Raw genomic sequence first — 18,598 nt, 5'->3', positions numbered from 1 at the left:
CCCCGAGGAGACCCGTTGCCCGACAGCGCCGTGCCCGCCGCCGGGACCGGGCGTCCGCCCCTGCGCCTGTTCACGTCGGAGTCGGTGACGGAGGGCCACCCCGACAAGATCTGCGACCAGATCAGCGACGGCGTCCTCGACGCGCTGCTCGCGCAGGACCCGAGGAGCCGTGTCGCCGTCGAGGCGATGGTCACCACGGGCCTCGTGCACGTGGCCGGCGAGGTGACCACGAGCGGCTGGGCCGACATCCCCGCCATCGTGCGCTCGACCATCCTCGGCATCGGCTACGACAGCTCGCTCAAGGGCTTCGACGGCGCCTCCTGCGGCGTCGAGGTCTCCATCGGCGCCCAGTCGCCCGACATCGCGGCGGGCGTGGACCGGGCGTGGGAGGCCCGCGGCGGGGACGGCACCACCCTCGCCGACCTCGACGACCTCCTCGACGCGCAGGGCGCGGGCGACCAGGGCCTGATGTTCGGGTACGCCTGCGACGACACCCCCGAGCTCATGCCCCTGCCGATCTGGACGGCGCACCGCCTCTCCGAGCGCCTGTCCCAGGTGCGCAACGAGGGCGTGCTGCCCTACCTGCGCCCCGACGGCAAGACCCAGGTGACCATCGGCTACGACGGCGACCGCCCGGTCCGGGTGGAGACGGTCGTCGTCTCCACCCAGCACGCCGGCGACGTCGCGCTCGACACCCTCGCGCCCGACGTCCGCGAGCACGTCGTCGAGCCGGTGCTCGCGCGGACGGGGCTGGACGTCGACGGCGTGCGGCTGCTGGTCAACCCCTCGGGCCGCTTCGAGGTGGGCGGGCCGATGAGCGACGCCGGGCTGACCGGTCGCAAGATCATCGTCGACACCTACGGCGGCATGGCCCGCCACGGCGGCGGCGCCTTCTCCGGCAAGGACCCCTCGAAGGTCGACCGCTCCGGGGCCTACGCGATGCGGTGGGTCGCCAAGAACGTCGTCGCGGCCGGCCTGGCGCGCCGCTGCGAGGTGCAGGTGGCCTACGCCATCGGCACGGCCCGCCCGGTGGGCCTGTACGTGGAGTGCTTCGGCACCGAGACGGCGCCCGTCGAGCGCATCACCGCCGCGATCCGCGAGGTCTTCGACCTGCGCCCGGCGGCGCTCGTCCGCGACCTCGACCTGCTGCGTCCCATCTACGCCCAGACGGCGGCGCACGGGCACTTCGGCCGCGAGCTGCCCGACCTCACGTGGGAGCGGACCGACCGGGTGGAGCAGCTGCGCTCGGCCGTCGGCTGAGCCTCGCGGTCGTGCTCCGCTACCAGGAGGCCGGCAGGGGGTGGTGCTGGGCGGGCCGCTGGGCCGGCAGCGCCGCGAGCGTCCGTCGCCCGAGGTCGACCTCTGCCGGGGCGGCGGGACGACCGAGGAAGTAGCCCTGGGCCTTGCGGACCCCCAGCCGGCGCAGCTCGTCCAGCTCGGCAGCCGTCTCGACGCCCTCGGCGACGAGGACGGCCCCCAGGTCCTGGGCGAGGGCGACGAGGGCACGCACCAGCGAGCGCCGCGCCGGGTCGGCGTCGATACCCCGCACCAGCGCGATGTCGAGCTTGAGGACGTCGGGGGCGACGTCGACGATGCTGCGCAGGCCGGAGTACCCGGCCCCGGCGTCGTCGATGGCGACACGGGCACCGGTCGCGCGGACCTGGTGTACCGCCTCGACGAGGCCGGGGTGCTCCCCGAGGTCCTCGTGCTCGGTGAGCTCCAGGACCACCCGTCCGGCGTCGGTCCCGCCGAGGACGGTCAGCACCTCGGGGTCGAGCATCGTCGCCGGCCCGACGTTCGCGGTGAGGTCCACCCCGTCCGGCAGCGACGGCAGCAGCGCCAGGGCGGCCCGCAGCGCCACGAGCTCGGCTTGGACGCCGTGCCCGAGCGACGCGGCCTCGGCGAAGACGACGTCCGGGCGCAGCCCCAGCGTCGGGAAGCGGGCGAGGGCCTCGACGGCGACCACGCGCCCGTCGGACAGGCTCACCACGGGCTGCAGCACGATGCTGAGCCCGTCGGGGGAGAGGGCCGCGGCCAGCTGCTCCTCGCGGCGGGTGCGGACGGCGGCGTCGGCGGCCAGGCGCGAGAGCTGGTGGCTCACGAGGTCGGCCAGGACGCCGAGGGCGGCGACGTCCGGCTCGCCCACGGGGGTGGGCTCACCGGCGAACACGCACAACGACCCGTGCACCTGGCCGTCGACCGTCAGCGGGACGCCCACGTAGGCGCCCACGGCGCCCGGGGCGAGGCCGAGGAGGTCCGCGCGGCCGCGCACGTCGGGGACGGCGCTGATCTGGCCGGCGAGCATCCGGTGGCAGAGGACCTCGCCCTCCGCGCGGGCCCCGACGAGCAGGGGCAGGCCGGGCATCGTCCCCCGGGCGCGCTGGAGCTCCGAGGCGTCCGGCTCCAGCCGGACCAGCGCGGCCAGGGGCATGGCCAGCTGCTCGCGGACGGCGTCCAGGAGCAGGTCGAGCGCCTCGACCGGGTCCATGCCGCTCGTCATCCGGGCGAGCGCGGCCCCGCGGACCCGCTCGGCGGCCGCCAGCCGGACGGCCAGCGCCTCCACCTGGCGGGCCGCGCGCAGCCGGACGACGACGGCGCCCACCTGGTGCGCCAGGGCGCTCACCAGGGCCTCGTCGGCCTCGGTGAAGGGCGGGTGGCCCGGGGGCTTGCTCAGGTAGAGCGCGCCGAGCACCGTCCCCTCCGCCGAGGTGACGGGGACGCCGAGGAAGGCGGCCATCAGCGGGTGCACCGACGGGAGGCCGACCGCGCTGGGGTGGTCGGCCAGCCGGTCCAGGCGCAGTGACTCACCGGTGAGGGCCCGGCCGAGGACGCCGACGCCGCGCGGCGGCCCGGGCAGCGAGGCCACCTGCCGGGAGGTCATGCCCTCGTGCACCAGCGTCGCGATCGCGCCGTCCGCGCCGAGCAGGACGGCGGCGCCGAACACGGCGCGGGTGGCCAGGCGGGCGACGTCGACGGCACGCTCGAGCGCACCGTCCTCGTCCTCCTCGGAGGCGACGGAGGTGAAGGCGTCGAGGATGAGCTGCAGGCGGTCGTCGGTCGCGTCGTCGGGTCCGCCGGGGGCCGGGGCGGTGGTCACGCTGCTGCTTCGGCGGCGGGCGCCGCCGCCTTGACCGGCAGAGGGGTGCGCCTGGCCCGGACGGGCGTCCGCCGGCGGGCCGGGCCCGGAGACCGGGTGGCGGGCGCCGCCGTCGGCGGCGCCTGCTGAGATGACGGCGTGGGCGGCGCGGGGGAGGAGGCGACGGGCGGGCAGCTCTCGCTGCTGCGCTCGGCGCCGCGGGCGCGGGCGCCGCGGACGCCCGAGGGAGCCGCCGCCGTCGACCCGGTCGCCGGTGTCGTCCTGGACGTGCCGCTGCCGCACCTGGACCGGGTCTTCGACTACGCCGTGCCCGCCTCGGCCGCGACGACGGCGGTCGTGGGCGCGCGGGTCCGGGTCCGCCTCGCCGGCCAGGACGTCGAGGGCTTCGTCGTCGAGCGGCGCGCCACGAGTGAGCACACGGGCGCCCTGGTACCGCTGCGGCGGGTGGTCTCGCCGGAGCCGGTGCTCGACCCGGCCGTCCTCGCGCTGGCCCGGGCGGTGGCGAGGCGGTGCGCGGGGACGACGGCGGACGTGCTGCGCCTGGCCGTGCCGCCGCGTCGCGCCGTCGTGGAGACCGAGGAGCGCGCCGGGCCGCCGCTGGGGCCGCTGCCGCGCCCGGAGCCGGGCCCGTGGTCGGCCTACGCCGGTGGTGCGGCCCTGCTCGCGCGAGTCGCGGACGGCGGCGCGCCACGGGCGGTGTGGACGGCGCTGCCGGGCGGGCCGGGGGAGGACTGGGCGGGCGCCCTCGCCGTGCTGGCGGCGGCGGCGCTGGCCGCAGGGCGCGGGGCGCTGCTCGTCGTGCCCGACGCCCGCGACGTCGCCCGCCTCGACGCGGCGATGACGGCGGTCCTCGGCGCCGGCCGGCACGTGCGGCTCACGGCCGAGGACGGGCCGACCGCGCGCTACCGCGCCTTCGTCGCGCTGCGCCGCGGGCGCGTGCGGGCCGTCGTCGGCACCCGCGCCGCCGCGCTGGCCCCGGTGCAGGAGCTGGGCCTGGTCGTGTGCTGGGACGACGGTGACGAGCTGCACGCCGAGCCGCGGGCGCCCTACTGCCACGCCCGCGACGTCCTGGTCGAGCGGGCGGAGCAGGCGGGCGCCGCCGCCGTGCTCGGGTCGCCGGCGCGCTCGGCGCAGGCGCAGCAGCTGCTGGCGCAGGGCTGGGCGCGCCCCGTCGTGGCGGCGCGGGAGCTGGTACGGGTCCGTACGCCGCGGGTCGCGGTCGCCGGCGACGACGGCCGGGACCCGGCCGGGCCCGGCGCGCGGCTGCCCTCGAGCGCGCTGCGGCTGGTCCGGGAGTCCTTGCCGGCCGGGCCGGTGCTCGTGCAGGTGCCGCGGGCCGGGTACCTGCCCGCGACGGCGTGCCAGCGGTGCCGGCACCCGGCCCGCTGCGGTCGGTGCGGCGGCCCGCTCGCCCTCCCGCAGCCCGACGAGCCAGGTGGCGCGAGCACGCCCGTCTGCCGGTGGTGCGCGACCGGGGCCCCGGCCTGGGCGTGCGGGCACTGCGGCGGGCGGGCGCTGCGCTCCCTCGTCGTCGGGTCGGGACGGACGGCCGAGGAGCTGGGTCGGGCCCTGCCCGGCGCCACGGTCCGGCGCTCGGGGGGCTCGGCCGAGGTGCTCGCGCAGGTGCCGGCCGGGCCGGCGCTCGTCGTCGCGACGCCGGGCGCCGAGCCCGTCGCCGAGGGCGGGTACAGCGCGGCGCTGCTGCTCGACACGTGGGCGCTGCTGTCGCGGGCCGAGCTGCGCTCGGCCGAGGAGGCCCTGCGACGCTGGCTGCAGGCGGCGTGCCTCGTGCGCCCGGCGGAGCAGGGGGGCCGGGTGCTGGCCGTCGGCGAGGCGGGCCTCGCGCCGCTGCAGGCGCTCGTGCGCTGGGACCCGGGCGGCCACGCCGAGCGCGAGCTCGCCGAGCGCGCCGGGCTCGACCTGCCACCGGCCGCCGTCGTCGTGCGGGTGAGCGGCGCACCGGCCGGGGTGCGGGCGCTCCTGGCGGCCCTCGCGCTGCCGCCCGGCGCGGGCGTCCTCGGGCCGGCGCCGCTGGCCGAGCGGGCGTGGGTGGGGACGTCGCCGCGGTCCGCCCGCGCGGGCAGCGGCACGCAGGGGCAGGAGCAGGCGCTGCTGCGTGCGCCGCGAGGGGCGGCGCTCGCTCTGGCCGACGCCGTCCGCGCGGCCCGGGCGGCGACGTCGGCCCGCAAGGAGCCGCCGGTGCGCGTGCAGGTGGACCCGCTCGACCCGTTGGACGGCTGGTGAGACGTGCGCACGCCAGGACCAGGGCGTGGCGGGTGGGGACTCGCGACGGCCGGCGGACGCGGTCGGCGGGGTCGGGCGCCGCGCCTACGATCGGCGCGCTCTCGTCGTCGCCCCGCAGGAGGACCCGCTCGTGGACGCCCGACCCGCCCGACCCGGCGCCCACCGCCGTGGCTCGGCGACGACACCTCTCGCGCAGGAGGCCTGAGGCGTGCGCGTCGTCCTCGCGGGCACGCCGGAGCCCGCCGTCCCCGCCCTGCGCGCCCTGCTGGGCTCCCGGCACGAGGTGGTCGGCGTCCTCACCCGGCCCGACGCCCGGGCCGGGCGGGGCCGGCGCGCCGTCACGAGCCCGGTCAAGGCGCTGGCCCTCGAGGCCGGCCTGCCGGTGCTCGCGCCCGAGCGGCCCGGGGACCCCGAGGCGCTCGCCGAGCTGGCGGGGCTCGCGCCGGACTGCGTGCCCGTCGTCGCCTACGGCGCGCTGGTGCCGCGGGCGGCGCTCGACCTTCCGCCGCACGGCTGGGTCAACCTGCACTTCTCCCTGCTGCCGCGCTGGCGCGGTGCCGCGCCGGTGCAGCACGCGCTGCTCGCCGGGGACGGGGTGAGCGGCGCGTGCGTGTTCCGGCTGGAGGAGGGGCTCGACACCGGGCCGGTGCTGGGGCGCCTGCAGGAGCCGGTCGGGCCGCGAGACACGGCGGAGGACCTGCTGGGGCGGCTCGCCCACGCCGGGGCGGACCTGCTCGTCGCCACCCTCGACGCCCTGGAGGACGGTGCCGCGCAGGCCGTCCCGCAGCCGCAGGACGGCGTCACCCTGGCGCCGAAGCTGCGACCGGAGGACGCCCGCGTGCGGTGGGAGGAGCCGGCCGAGACGGTCGACCGGCGCGTGCGGGGGTGCACGCCGGCGCCCGGCGCGTGGACGACGGCGCGCGGGGAGCGGCTGCGGCTGCAGCCGGTCGAGCCGCTGGACCGCGACGAGGTCGCGGCGGCGGGACCGCTGCCGCCGGGTCGGCTGCGGGTGGGCAGACGGGAGGTCCTCGTCGGGACGGGGACGACGCCGGTACGGCTGGGGCTCGTGCAGCCGGCGGGCCGGCGTGCCGTCGCGGCGACCGACTGGGCGCGCGGCCTGCGGCCGACCGAGGACGAGCAGCTGGGAGCGGGCGCATGAGCGAGGGTGGCAGCGGGTCGGGCCCGGACGGCGCGGCCTCCGGCGGGGGCCGTGGCGGGCGGCCGACCGGTCGCGCGGGAGCAGGACGCGGACCGGGCCGCCAGGGCGCCGGGCGCCCCTCGGCCGCGGGAGGCGGCCGGGAGCGCGGGCCCGGTGGCGCCGACGGCGCGTCCCGGGGGAACGAGGCGTCCTCGCCGCGCCGTGGCCGGCCGGGTGGTGGCGCGAGCGGCGCTCCCCGCAGCCAGCCGGGTGGGGGCGGCCCGCGCGAGCGCAGCGGCCCGGCGCGCCAGCGGTGGTCGACCCAGAAGCCCTCCCAGCGCTCACGGGGCGGAGGGTCCGCCCGGGAGGTCGCGCTCGACGTCCTCACCGCCGTCCGGGTCGACGACGCCTACGCCAACCTCGTGCTGCCGGGGCTGCTGCGGGCGGCCCAGGCGGCGGGGCAGATGGACGCCCGGGACGCCGCCTTCGCCACCGAGCTGGCCTACGGGACGCTGCGCGGGCGCGGGCTCTACGACGCCGTGCTGGCCGTCTGCTCGGGACGGCCTCTCGCGCAGGTCGACCCGCCGCTGCTGCACGCCCTGCGGCTGGGCGTCCACCAGCTGCTGGCCACGCGCGTGCCCCCGCACGCGGCGGTGAGCCAGACCGTCGGGCTGGTCCGCACCCGCGTCGGGGCCGGCGCCGGCGGCTTCGCCAACGCCGTCCTGCGCCGCGTGGCCGAGAAGGACCGGGACGCGTGGGTCGCCGAGGTCGCGCCCGAGGGTGGGGAGGAGGCCGAGCGGCTCGCCGTCGTGCACAGCCACCCGGCGTGGGTCGTCCGCGCCCTGCGGGAGGCGCTCGTCGCCCACGGTCGGGACGTCGGCGAGCTGGAGGCCCTGCTGCGGGCCGACAACGCCGCCCCCGAGGTCGTGCTGGCGACCCGGCCCGGGCTGTCGACGCCGGAGGAGCTCGTCAGCCAGGCGAGGGAGAAGGTGCTGCGCACCGCGGCCGGTGCGTGGTCGCCGGTGGCGGTGCGGCTGGACGAGGGCGACCCAGGCTCGTTGCCCGCCGTCCGGGAGGGACGCGCGCGGGTCCAGGACGAGGGCAGCCAGCTGGCCGCGCTGGCGCTGGCGGCAGCGCCGCTGGACGGCCGGGACGAGCGGTGGCTCGACCTGGCCTCGGGACCCGGCGGCAAGGCCGCCCTGCTGGCGGCCGTCGGGGCGCAGCGAGGCGCCTCGCTCGTCGCGGTCGAGGTCAGCGAGCACCGGGCCCGGCTCGTCGCGCAGGCCGTCGCCGGCGTCCCCCAGGGCGGCCCACCTGTCGAGGTGCGCACGGGCGACGGCCGCGAGGTCGGCGCGGACGAGCCGGGCGCCTACGACCGGGTGCTGGTCGACGCCCCCTGCACCGGGCTGGGGGCCCTGCGCCGTCGCCCCGAGGCACGGTGGCGCCGTCTGCCGTCGGACCTCTCCGGGCTCGGCCCGCTGCAGCGCGATCTGCTCGCCTCGGCGCTGGCCGCGGTGCGGGTGGGCGGCGTCGTCGCGTACGTGACGTGCTCGCCGCACGCGGCCGAGACCCTCGCCGTCGTCGGCGACGCCGTCCGCAGGGGCAAGGGCGCCGTCGAGCTGCTCGACGCGCCGGCGGCGGTCGACGCCGCGGCCGGCCGCGCGGTGCCCGGGACGGCGCCCGCGGGAGGCGACGCGTCGCCCGCGGGGCGCACGGCCCAGCTGTGGCCCCACGTCCACGGCACCGACGCCATGTTCGTCGCGCTGCTGCGTCGCCTCCGCTGAGCCGCCCCCTCCCGGCACCTCGACGACTTCCTGCCGCAGACAAGGGGTCACCTGCGGCACGTCGACGACGACCTGCCGCAGGTGAGGGGTCTTGTGCGGCACGTCGACGTCGATGTGCCGGGCGTGGACGACGTGACGCGCTCCTTCGTAGGGAGGAGCTGACCCTGTCGGCTCGGTGGCGGTGCCGGTCGTCGCTCGTAGGCTCGCCGCGTGCCCCAGGAGAGCCAGCCCCAGACGTCGACCAGCGAGGCCCTGACGCGCGGTGGGAGCGAGGCGCGAGCGCCGCGGATCCACCCCAGCATCCTGTCCGCGGACTTCACCGACCTCGCCGCGGAGGTCGGGCGGATCAGCTCCGCCGACGCCGTCCACGTCGACGTCATGGACAACCACTTCGTGCCCAACCTCACGCTGGGGCTGCCCGTGGTCGAGCGGCTCGCGCAGGTCAGCCCGGTGCCCCTGGACTGCCACCTCATGGTCGAGGCGCCCGACCGCTGGGCCCCGGCGTACGCCGAGGCGGGCGCGAGCAGCGTCACCTTCCACGCCGAGGCCGCCTCCGCCCCCGTCCGTCTCGCCCGCGAGCTGCGCCGCGCAGGAGCCCGCGCCGGGCTGGCGCTCAACCCGGCGACGCCCGTCGAGCCGTGGTTCGACCTGCTCGGCGAGGTCGACATGGTCCTCGTCATGACGGTCGAGCCGGGCTTCGGCGGCCAGTCCTTCCTCGACGTCGTGCTGCCGAAGGTCCGGCGGCTGCGGGGCGCCATCTCCTCCGCCGGCCTCGACGTCGCCGTCCAGGTCGACGGCGGCGTCAGCGTCGCGACGATCGAGCGGGCCGCCGAGGCCGGCGCCGACGTCTTCGTCGCCGGGTCGGCCGTCTACGGCGCCGAGGACGCCGCGGCGGCCGTCGCCGAGCTCCGTGCGCTCGCCGGGGCCGCCGGGCGCTGAGCCGGGGGGCGGGCCGGTGCAGCCGACCACCTAGCCTGGACCCCCGTGAAGACCTTCGAGGACCTCTTCGCCGAGCTGTCGGCGAAGGCCGAGCAGCGGCCGGCGGGCTCGCGCACCGTCGCCGAGCTCGACGCCGGCGTCCACGCCATCGGCAAGAAGGTCGTCGAGGAGGCCGCCGAGGTCTGGATGGCCGCCGAGCACGAGGGCGCCGAGCGCACGGCCGAGGAGGTCTCCCAGCTGCTGTACCACCTGCAGGTGCTGCTGCTGGCCCGCGGGCTCACGCTGCGGGACGTCTACGCCCACCTCTGAGCCGACGGCTCCCGCCCCTTCTGCCACAGCCCTGCTCGCCGCCTCCTGGCGGCTTCCCGGAGGACCCCGTGCTGCGCATCGCCGTCCCGAACAAGGGCGCCCTGTCCGAGCCCGCGACGACGCTGCTGCGCGAGGCCGGCTACGCCGAGCGCCGCACGGGCCGCGAGCTCGTCGTCCGGGACACCGCCAACGACGTCGAGCTGTACTTCCTGCGCCCGCGCGACATCGCGCTCTACGTCGGCGCCGGCACCCTGGACGCCGGCCTCACCGGCCGGGACCTGCTGCTGGACAGCGGTGCTGACGCCGAAGAGGTGCTCGAGCTCGGCTTCGCCTCCTCCACGTTCCGCTTCGCGGCCCCGTCCGGCCAGGCGCCCGCCGACCTCGCCGGCCTGGCGGGCCGGCGGGTGGCCACGAGCTATGACGGCCTCGTGGGCGCCTACCTCGCGGGGCGCGGCGTCGACGCGCCCGTCGTCCGCCTCGACGGCGCCGTCGAGATCTCCGTCGCGCTCGGCGTCGCCGACGTCATCGCCGACGTCGTCGAGACCGGGTCGACGTTGCGCGCCGCGGGCCTGGAGGTCTTCGGCGAGCCGATCCTGCAGTCCCAGGCCGTGCTGGTGCGTCGCCGCGGCGTCGACCCGCCCGCCGGCCTCGACACCCTCGTGCGGCGGGTCGAGGGGGTCCTCGTCGCCCGGGAGTACGTCATGGTCGACTACGACGTGCACGTCGACCGCCTGGACGCCGCCTCGGCGCTGACGCCTGGGCTGGAGTCCCCGACCGTCTCGCCGCTGCGCGACGCCAGCTACGTCGCCGTGCGGTCGATGGTGCGGCGCACCGAGGTCAACGCGGTGATGGACGGCCTCTACGACGTCGGCGCCCGGGCCATCCTCGTGACGACCATCCACGCCTGCCGGATCTGAGCCGTGCCTCCTGACGACGTGCCCCACGACGCCCCCGCCGGCGCGCCTGACGCCGGCCGTCCGCTGACCCCCGAGGAGCGTCGGCGCGAGCGCGCCCGGCTGCACCGGCCGTTCCGGCCTCGCCGCGGGCCGGCCGTGGCCGTCGTCATCGGCGTGCTGGCCGTGCTCGGCGGGCTGGCGCTCGCGGTCTTCACGCCCGGCTCGGTGGCGGGGGACCGGCTGGGGTTCGCGGCGATCGGCGTCCTCGTCGCGGCCTTCATGGCGTTGCAGGCGCGGGTGCGGGCGCAGCCCGACGAGGACGGCGTCACCGTGCAGAACCTCTTCCTGTCCCGCCGGCTGGAGTGGGCGGAGGTCGTCGAGGTGCGTTTCGGGGGCGGGCAGCCCTGGCTGCAGCTCGACCTCTCCGACGGCGACGTGCTGGCGGTCATGGCCGTGCAGCGCGCCGACGGCGCCTTCTCCGAGCAGGAGGCGCGGCGCTTCGCGACGCTCGTCGCGCTGCACGGCCCGCGGGACTGAGGACGCGGACGCCCTCAGCGCCGGGGCGGGACCGCGGTCGTCGCCTGCTCGACGCTCCAGCCGCCGACCTGCAGGAGGTCGACGACGGTGCTGCGGACCTGGCCGACGCACACGGCGGCCGAGAGGCTGAGCGGGTGGTCGGCGAGGGCGCCGGCGCGGCGGCCGACGTCGGCCAGGTCGAGGAGCACCTCCTCGTCGACCTGCCCGTCGTCGATCGCCTCGGACAGGTGCCGCGCGCCCGTGGCGAGGTGGTCCAGCAGCCGGGCCAGCTCGGGGGGCAGCCCCTCGCCGGCCTGGCCGGCGACGAGGAGGCGGCGCAGGAGCACCCGGACGTTGCGGACGGCGCGGTCGAGCGGGACGGCGAGGTCGCGGGTGCGCTCGAGGTCGGGCCGGCGCCGGTGCCGGAAGGGCGACAGGCGCAGGCCCGCCAGCGCCTCCGCGGCCGCCGGGCCCAGCGCCTCGAAGGCGGCCTGCTGCGAGCGGGCTCGCTCGAGCGCCTCCTCGGCCAGCCCGGGGTCGTGGTCGCGGGCGGCGAGGGAGGCGTCGGCGACGAGGTCGGCGAGGTCGGCCGTCGCGGCCGCCGCCAGGCGCCGGGGGCGCTGCAGCGGCGCCGTCGGCAGCAGGGCGGCGACGGCGAGCGCCACGAGACCGCCGACGACGGCGTCCAGCCACCGGCCGACGCCCGAGTCCACCGTGGAGGCGAGCGCCGTGACGATGGACGCCTGCACGCCGGCCTGCGTGACGAGCAGCCGGCCGGCGTCCAGGAGCACGGCCACGCCCATCGACAGGCCGACGACGAGCGCGAGCTGCCAGGCGCCGCTGCCGATCTGGGCGACGAGGAGCTCGCCGACGCCGACGCCGACCGCCACGCCGACGACCACCTCGGCGGTGCGGCGCAGCTGGCCGTCGTAGGACTGCCCGAGGGCCAGCACCGCCGCGACCGGCGCGAAGAACGGGTAGTCGTGCCCCAGGCCCTGCTCGGCGATGGCGTAGGCGACGCCACCGGCCAGCGCGCACTGGAGGATGTTCGGCCCGCGGCGGCGCAGCCGTGCGAGTCGGGCGCGCGCGGAACGACGCCCGCGCGAGCCGACGTCGCGCTGCCACGTGCGCGCCCCGGCCCGGGGCCGGTCCTCGGCCACGGGCCGTAGCGTCCCAGACCCGCGGGAAGGTGGCGCCCGGCGCGAGCGGGGCGTCGCAGGCGTCAGGTGCGGACGACGACGTCGGCGCGCCCGCGCGGGTCGTGCGCGGCCAGGTGCGCCTCCTCCTGGGCGGCCCACCGTGCCCAGTGCGGGGCGTAGGCGTCGCCGTCGCGGGCGAGCGCGCGGGCGCGGCGCACGTCGTCGGGCGCCTCCAGCCAGAGGAGGACGTCGCCGGGGGCGAGGGCGCCGCGTGTCCCGGCCCCGACCCCCTCGACCACGAGGAGCGGCCCGGGTGCGACGACGAGCGGGCTGGTGGTGGTGAGGCGGTCGCGGACCCAGCTCCACCGCAGCAGCCGCGCGCCCTCGCCGCGGCGCCAGGTGGTCAGGACCTCCTCGAGGCGGCGCGAGCCGGCGGCGAGGCCGTCCCAGCCGGGGTAGAGGTCGTCCATGGCCAGCACCGGGGCGGCGAGGGCGCCGGCGAGCACGCGGGCGAGCGTCGACTTGCCGGCTCCGCTGCGGCCCTCGACGACGACCAGCTGCGGCCGCCGCGCTGCGCCTGCGACCGCTGGCGCGGTCCTACGCTCTCGGCCGTGAGCCTCGCCGTCCGCGTCGTCCCCTGCCTCGACGTCGACGCCGGCCGGGTCGTCAAGGGGGTGCGCTTCGCGGGCCTGCGCGACGCCGGCGACCCCGTCGAGCTGGCCCGCCAGTACGGCGACGACGGCGCCGACGAGCTCGTCTTCCTCGACGTCACCGCCAGCACCGACGAGCGGTCGACCACCTACGACGTCGTCGCCCGCACCGCCGAGCAGGTCTTCGTCCCGCTGACGGTCGGCGGGGGCGTGCGCACGGTGGGCGACGTCGACCGGCTGCTGCGCGCGGGCGCGGACAAGGTGGGGGTCAACACGGCCGCGGTCGCGCGCCCCGAGCTCGTGGCCGAGGTGGCCGACCGCTTCGGCGCGCAGGTGCTCGTGCTCTCGGTCGACGCGCGGCGCTGCCCCCCCGGGACGCCCGAGCCGGAGCGCACGCCGTCGGGCTTCGAGGTGACGACGCACGGCGGGCGGCGCGGCACCGGCGTGGACGCCCTCGCCTGGGCCGCCCGCGCTGCGCGGCTGGGAGCCGGGGAGATCCTGCTCAACTCGGTCGACGCCGACGGCACCACCGCCGGCTTCGACCTGGAGATGCTGCGGGCGGTGCGCGCCGAGGTCGACGTCCCCGTCATCGCGAGCGGTGGTGCGGGGCGGCTGGAGGACTTCGCGCCCGCCGTCGACGCGGGGGCCGACGCGGTGCTCGCGGCTTCGGTCTTCCACTTCGGCGTCCTCTCGGTCGGCCAGGTCAAGGACGCGCTGGCCTCCGCCGGGCACCCCGTGCGACGCGCGGGCGCCGCGGTCCACGCCGCCCCTTCCCGCGACGTGTGAGCCGGTCGCGGCCGACCGGCCCGTCGCGCCACCACCTTCTTCCCATGTGTGACCGTGTCGCGCCGCCCTGCCCGAGCGGCGGCGCGACGAGGCCAGACGTCGCGGGGAGAGGGGCGAGGTCAGATGCTGCGGCGCAGGGACGTGAGGGCGGCGACGTCGTCCGGCGCGCCGTCCAGCTCCACGTCGGCGACGGCCTCGCGGCCGACGGTGAAGAGCACGACCTCGCCGACGTCGCCGCGGACGACGACGGTGCCGGCACCCTCCGGGGCCCTGCGGACGGTCGCCTCGCCCTGCGGCGTCACGAGCCGGACGCCGACGGGGCTGGCACGGAAGAGCATCCGCGCCTGGAGCCGCGTGCTGGACCACAGGGCGTCCCGCACCGCGGGGGAGAGGTCACGCGGGGCCGCCGCCCCAGGGCCGGCGCGCCGGACGTCCTCGGCGTGGACGAAGTGCTCCACGGCGTTCGCGACCGCGTCGAGGAAGGGCAGCCGGAAGGGCGAGAGCGGCGGCGGGCCGTCGCGGAAGGCGGCCACCAGCGCCTCGTAGGGCCGTCGCCGGAGCCGCTGCGTCACCCGGTCGGCGTGCCCGGTGAGCGGAGGCAGGACCATCCCCAGCGCCGCGTCGGGGCGGGACTCGCGCAGCACGAGGTGGACGGCGAGGTCGCGCGTCGTCCATCCCTCGCACAACGTCGCGGCGTCGGGCCCGGCGGCGGTCAGCTCGGCGGCCAGCACGGCCCGTCCTTCGGCGGCAGCGCTCATGGCGCCATCGTGCCTTGCGGGCGGGACCCACCCCGACCGGCCCCCTGGGCGGGAGGAAGGCGACGAAGTCCGCCTCACGGGGCGCTGGAGGTGGAGAAAGGCCACGAGTTCCGCCTCAGGGACCTCGGGGGCGGACGACGGCGACGCGGTCTGGCGGCCGGGGCGGGACGACCTGGACGTCGGCGGGCGTTGTCGGAGGGTCGTGAGAACGTGACGTGCCCGTGGCCGCGGGCCCGCCCGAGAGGAACTCCGTGCCCCGCCGCCCCACCTCGCCCGCCGCACCGGCTGGCTCCTCCCCGCCCTCACGACCCACCGAGACCCCTCCCGCCACCGGCGACGCCCGACGTGCTGGGCGTCACGGGCGTCCTGCGAGGCGTGGCGACGCACCCTCGTCCGGCGTCCCGCGCCAGAGCGACCGCCGCTCGCGCCCGCGCCACCCGCCCGGCGCCACGCGGCGCGGCCTGCGCGTCGTCGCCCAGGGCGCCCGCGACGAGCCGCGGGTCTTCGCCCTCGCGGTGGCCGTCGCCGCCGTGTACGGCGCCGGGACGGCGGCCGCGGGGTGGCTCGTCGGGCGCACGACGGACGAGGTCCTCGTCCCGCTCTTCGACGGCGAGGCTGGCGTGGGCGTCGGCGACGCCGTGCTCGCGGGCGTGACGCTCACCGCGGTGGCCACCGTCACGGCCGTCGCGGTCGCCTTCCGCCGCATCGTCGCCGGGCGGGTCTTCGCCAACCTCCAGGCGCGCTACCGCCGCCGCCTCGCCCGCCAGTACCTGCGCCTGCCCATCGCCTGGCACCACCGCCACCCGGCCGGGCAGCTGCTCGCCAACGCCAGCAGCGACGTCGAGGCCAGCTTCATGATCTTCGCGCCGCTGCCGATGGCCGTCGGCGTCGCCGTCATGGCGCTGGTCGCGGCGGTCGCCATGCTGCTGGCCGACCCGGTGCTGGCGGTGGTGGGCCTGCTGACCATCCCGGCCATGGTCGTCGCCAACATCGCCTACCAGCGCGTCATGTCGCCCCGCGTCGTGCGCGCGCAGGCGCTGCGCGGCGAGGTCTCCGCGCTGGCCCACGAGAGCTTCGACGGCGCCGTCGTCGTCAAGACCCTCGGCCGCGAGGGCGCCGAGACGCGCCGCTTCGGCGACGCCGCCGACCGGTTGCGGCAGGCCAACGTGGACGTCGGGCGCACCCGCGGCGCCTTCGACCCGGTCGTCGAGGCCCTCCCCAGCCTGGCCAGCCTCGCCGTCCTGGTCGTCGGTGCCCTGCGGGCGGCGTCCGGGGACGCCAGCGTCGGCGCCGTCGTGACCGTCGTCTACCTGCTCTCGGTGCTCGCCGCGCCCGTCCGCGCGTTCGGCTGGGTGCTCGCCGAGCTGCCGCGCTCCGCGGTCGGCTTCGGCCGGGTCCGCACGGTGCTCGACGCCCAGGGGCGGACGGCGTGGGGGGCCACGCCGATGCCGGGCGGCAGCCTCGCGCTGCAGATGCGCGGCGTCACCCTGGCCCACGCCCGCGGCGCCGACGAGGACCTCGACGCCGGCGAGGTCAGGTCCCCCGGGGCCGGCACCGACGACAGCTCTGCGTCGGCAGCGCGGCCCGCGACGACGGAGCCGGTGCCCGCCCTGCGCGGCGTCGACCTCGACGTCCCCGCCGGGTCGACGACGGCGCTCGTCGGCCCCACCGGCTCGGGCAAGTCGACGCTCGCCTCGCTCGCCGCCCGCCTGCTCGACCCCGACGAGGGCGTCGTGCGGCTCGGCGGCGTCGACGTCCGAGACCTCCTCGAGGGGGCGATGCCGGCCGACGTCGCCCTCGTGCCCCAGGGCACGTTCGTCTTCGACGACACCGTCCGCGGCAACGTCACCCTCGGCGCCGACGTCGCCGAGGACCGTCTGCGCGACGCCCTCGAGACGGCGCAGGCCGCCGAGTTCGTCGACCAGCTCCCCGAGGGGCTCGAGACGAGGGTGGGGGAGCGCGGCACGTCTCTCTCGGGCGGCCAGCGCCAGCGCCTGGCGCTCGCGCGGGCGCTCGTCCGCACGCCGCGGCTGCTGGTCCTCGACGACGCCACCTCGGCCGTCGACCCCGCGGTCGAGGCGCAGATCCTCAAGGCGCTGCGCCGGCCGGTGGCCGACGGGGGCCCTCGGCCGACCGTCCTGCTCGTCGCCTACCGCCGGGCGACCATCGCGCTCGCCGACCGGGTGGCGTGGATGGAGCGGGGTCGCGTCGTCGACGAGGGCACGCACGAGGAGCTGCTCGACCGGCGTCCCGCCTACCGTGCGCTCGTCACCGCCTACGAGGAGGCCGCCGTCGGCACGCCCGACGGCCCACCCGGGCCCTACGCGCCGGACAGCGACGTCGACGTGGCGACGAGCGCGGGAGCGAGCCGATGAGCGGCCGCACCCCGCCCGCGGCGGTGCCGCAGGCCCAGCCGACGCCCGGGACCGGCGCCCCGGACCGCGCGGCGACGACCTCCTCCCGGGGGAGCGCCGGCGGCGACGGGGCGCCGGGCACCCCCCGGGCCGCGGACGGCACCCGCATCGCCCGGGAGGCCGGTGACGGCGTCGTCGCGACGGTCCGCCGCGGCCTCGCGCTCTCCCCGCTCATGCGGCGCGGGCTGCTCGGGACCCTCCTGCTCGGCGTCCTCGCGACGCTCGGGCGCGTCGTGGTCCCCCTGGCCACGGGGTACGTCGTCGACAACGGGATCAACGCCGAGGGCGGCCCCGACACCTCCCTCGTCGTGCCGGTCGCCGCGGCGGGCGCGCTCGTCGTGCTCGCGACCGCGGTGGTCTCCTACGTCGTCAACCGGCGCCTGTTCACGGCTACCGAGGCCGGCCTCGCCGAGCTGCGCACGACGGCGTTCCGCCGGGTGCACGACCTGTCGGCGCTCACCCAGTCCTCCGAGCAGCGCGGCTCGCTCGTCTCCCGCGTGACGACGGACGTCGACACCATCTCGACGTTCCTGCAGTTCGGCGGCCTGCTGCTCATCCTGTCGATCGGCCAGGTCGCCGTCGTCACGGTGATCATCGGCGTGACGTCGTGGCCGCTGCTGCTCGTCGTGCTCGGGTGCTTCGTGCCCGTCGTGCTCTTCGGCCGGTGGATGCAGCCCCGCGTCTCCGGGGCCTTCGGGGAAGTCCGCGCCCGCGTGGGACGGGTGCTCGGCGGCATCTCCGAGACGGTCGTCGGCGCCGACACCATCCGTGCCTACGGCGCCGAGGGGCGCTCCCGCGAGCGGGTCGACGTGGCCGTCGAGGACCAGCGGCTGGCGCAGCTGCGCGCGCAGCGGCTCGTCGCGACGTCCTTCTCCTCGGCGGTCCTGGGCGCGGGCGTCGTCGTCGCGGCGATCGTCGTCGTCGGGGCGCTGCTGGGGGTCGACGGGAGCCTGACCCTGGGCGAGCTGCTCACGGTCCTCCTGCTCGTGCAGCTGCTGACGGGTCCGGTGCAGAGCCTGACCGAGGTCCTCAACGAGCTGCAGAACGCCGTCGCCGGGTGGCGGCGCGTGCTGGCGCTGCTCGACACGCCCGTCGACCTCGCCGACCCGGGCACCGACGGCGTGGACCTGCCCGAGGAGCCCCTGGACCTGCGGGTCGAGGGCCTGGGCTACTCCTACCCCGGTGGTCCGCCGGCGCTGTCCGACGTCGACCTCGTGGTGCCGCCCGGCACGCGCGTCGCCGTCGTCGGGCGCACCGGCTCGGGCAAGACGACGCTCGCCCGGCTCGTCACCCGCCTGCAGGACCCGAGCACCGGCCGGGTGCTCGTCGGCGGGCAGGACCTGCGCGAGGTGCGCTCGGCGAGCCTGCGTCGGCGGGTCGCCATGGTGCCGCAGGAGGGATTCCTCTTTGAGGGCTCCGTCGCCGAGAACGTCGCGCTGGGCCGCGAGGGGGCCACGCGCGACGACGTCGAGCGGGTGGTGCACGAGCTGGGGCTCACCGCGTGGGCAGCCGACCTGCCCGACGGGCTCGACACGCGGGTGGGCCAGCGGGGCGAGAGCCTGTCGGCGGGAGAGCGCCAGCTCGTGTCGCTCGCGCGCGCCCGCGTGGCCGACCCCGACCTGCTGGTCCTCGACGAGGCGACCTCCGCGGTCGACCCGGGGCTCGACGTCGCCATCGGCGCGGCGCTGGAGCGGCTCATGGCCGGACGGACCTCGGTGACCATCGCCCACCGGCTCTCGACCGCCGAGCGCGCCGACCTCGTCGTGGTCGTCGCGGGCGGCCGGGTCGTCGAGACGGGACGGCACGCCGACCTCGTCGCGGCCGGCGGCACCTACGCCGGCCTGCACGGCGCCTGGGCCGCCCAGCTGCAGCCTGCCGGCTGACCGACCCCGTCGGCGTCGGTGGGAGGATTGCGTCCGTGAGCAGGC

At 78.2% G+C, this 18,598-nt stretch carries 16 protein-coding genes; 12 read left to right on the top strand and 4 right to left on the bottom strand.

Annotated elements, in window-relative coordinates; translation table 11 throughout:
- Nucleotides 1–15: 15 nt before the first annotated feature.
- Nucleotides 16–1,260 (top strand): methionine adenosyltransferase, encoded by a 1,245-nt coding sequence (gene metK, locus WDV86_RS14925; RefSeq protein ID WP_339568428.1) that lies wholly within the window; start codon nt 16–18, stop codon nt 1,258–1,260.
- A 19-nt stretch (nt 1,261–1,279) separates the two neighbouring features.
- On the opposite strand, the gene WDV86_RS14920 is transcribed toward metK, so the two are convergent.
- On the bottom strand, nt 1,280–3,097 hold the full coding sequence (locus WDV86_RS14920) for an EAL domain-containing protein (protein ID WP_339568427.1): 1,818 nt from the start codon (nt 3,095–3,097) through the stop codon (nt 1,280–1,282).
- A 138-nt stretch (nt 3,098–3,235) separates the two neighbouring features.
- Between WDV86_RS14920 and WDV86_RS14915 the strand changes: the two genes are divergently transcribed.
- The 8 genes from WDV86_RS14915 to WDV86_RS14880 all read left to right on the top strand — a co-directional run bounded on the left by WDV86_RS14915 (nt 3,236) and on the right by WDV86_RS14880 (nt 10,944).
- Nucleotides 3,236–5,341, top strand: a complete 2,106-nt coding sequence (locus WDV86_RS14915) for a primosome assembly protein PriA (RefSeq protein ID WP_339568426.1) — start codon at nt 3,236–3,238, stop codon at nt 5,339–5,341.
- 25 nt (nt 5,342–5,366) lie between these two features.
- Entirely contained in the window at nt 5,367–5,546 is a 180-nt protein-coding gene (locus WDV86_RS14910) for a hypothetical protein (protein ID WP_339568425.1), read from the top strand.
- Between the two features lie 3 nt (nt 5,547–5,549).
- Nucleotides 5,550–6,500, top strand: coding sequence for a methionyl-tRNA formyltransferase (gene fmt, locus WDV86_RS14905; protein ID WP_339568424.1), 951 nt, complete (start codon nt 5,550–5,552; stop codon nt 6,498–6,500).
- Nucleotides 6,497–8,263: an RsmB/NOP family class I SAM-dependent RNA methyltransferase gene (locus WDV86_RS14900; RefSeq protein WP_339568423.1), complete on the top strand. Its 1,767-nt coding sequence runs from the start codon at nt 6,497–6,499 to the stop codon at nt 8,261–8,263. The genes fmt and WDV86_RS14900 overlap by 4 nt, the downstream gene beginning before the upstream one ends.
- Nucleotides 8,264–8,515: 252 nt before the next feature.
- On the top strand, nt 8,516–9,202 hold the full coding sequence (rpe, locus tag WDV86_RS14895; RefSeq protein WP_445263111.1) for a ribulose-phosphate 3-epimerase: 687 nt from the start codon (nt 8,516–8,518) through the stop codon (nt 9,200–9,202).
- Between the two features lie 45 nt (nt 9,203–9,247).
- Nucleotides 9,248–9,511, top strand: a complete 264-nt coding sequence (locus WDV86_RS14890; RefSeq protein ID WP_339568421.1) for a phosphoribosyl-ATP diphosphatase — start codon at nt 9,248–9,250, stop codon at nt 9,509–9,511.
- Between the two features lie 68 nt (nt 9,512–9,579).
- Nucleotides 9,580–10,428 carry an ATP phosphoribosyltransferase gene (gene hisG / locus WDV86_RS14885; RefSeq protein ID WP_339568420.1) on the top strand — a complete coding sequence of 283 codons (849 nt, stop codon included), beginning with the start codon at nt 9,580–9,582 and terminating at the stop codon, nt 10,426–10,428.
- 3 nt (nt 10,429–10,431) lie between these two features.
- Nucleotides 10,432–10,944 (top strand): PH domain-containing protein, encoded by a 513-nt coding sequence (locus tag WDV86_RS14880; RefSeq protein WP_339568419.1) that lies wholly within the window; start codon nt 10,432–10,434, stop codon nt 10,942–10,944.
- Between the two features lie 14 nt (nt 10,945–10,958).
- Here the strand turns inward: WDV86_RS14880 and WDV86_RS14875 are convergent, their stop codons facing one another.
- Together WDV86_RS14875 and WDV86_RS14870 are read right to left on the bottom strand one after the other, a co-directional pair.
- The gene (locus tag WDV86_RS14875; RefSeq protein WP_339568418.1) at nt 10,959–12,083 is read right to left on the bottom strand and encodes an FUSC family protein; all 1,125 of its coding nucleotides are present in this window, start codon (nt 12,081–12,083) and stop codon (nt 10,959–10,961) included.
- Nucleotides 12,084–12,145: 62 nt separating this feature from the next.
- Complete coding sequence (locus tag WDV86_RS14870) at nt 12,146–12,568, bottom strand: hypothetical protein (protein WP_339568417.1); 423 nt, start codon at nt 12,566–12,568, stop codon at nt 12,146–12,148.
- Nucleotides 12,569–12,673: 105 nt separating this feature from the next.
- Here WDV86_RS14870 and hisF point away from each other — a divergent pair, with 105 nt between their 5' ends.
- Nucleotides 12,674–13,498 (top strand): imidazole glycerol phosphate synthase subunit HisF, encoded by an 825-nt coding sequence (gene hisF, locus WDV86_RS14865; RefSeq protein ID WP_339568416.1) that lies wholly within the window; start codon nt 12,674–12,676, stop codon nt 13,496–13,498.
- Between the two features lie 119 nt (nt 13,499–13,617).
- Here hisF and WDV86_RS14860 read toward each other — a convergent pair whose 3' ends face one another.
- Complete coding sequence (locus tag WDV86_RS14860; protein WP_339568415.1) at nt 13,618–14,256, bottom strand: TIGR03085 family metal-binding protein; 639 nt, start codon at nt 14,254–14,256, stop codon at nt 13,618–13,620.
- A gap of 251 nt (nt 14,257–14,507) precedes the next feature.
- Here WDV86_RS14860 and WDV86_RS14855 point away from each other — a divergent pair, with 251 nt between their 5' ends.
- On the top strand, nt 14,508–16,631 hold the full coding sequence (locus tag WDV86_RS14855) for an ABC transporter ATP-binding protein (protein ID WP_339568414.1): 2,124 nt from the start codon (nt 14,508–14,510) through the stop codon (nt 16,629–16,631).
- Complete coding sequence (locus WDV86_RS14850) at nt 16,628–18,553, top strand: ABC transporter ATP-binding protein (RefSeq protein ID WP_339568413.1); 1,926 nt, start codon at nt 16,628–16,630, stop codon at nt 18,551–18,553. Before WDV86_RS14855 ends, WDV86_RS14850 begins: the two co-directional genes overlap by 4 nt.
- The last annotated feature ends 45 nt before the right edge of the window (nt 18,554–18,598 follow it).

Source organism: Pseudokineococcus sp. 1T1Z-3 (genome assembly GCF_037482365.1).
Classification (GTDB): domain Bacteria; phylum Actinomycetota; class Actinomycetes; order Actinomycetales; family Quadrisphaeraceae; genus Pseudokineococcus.
Note: the sequence above shows the minus strand (reverse complement) of the source record. Positions and strands in the feature narration are given on the sequence as shown.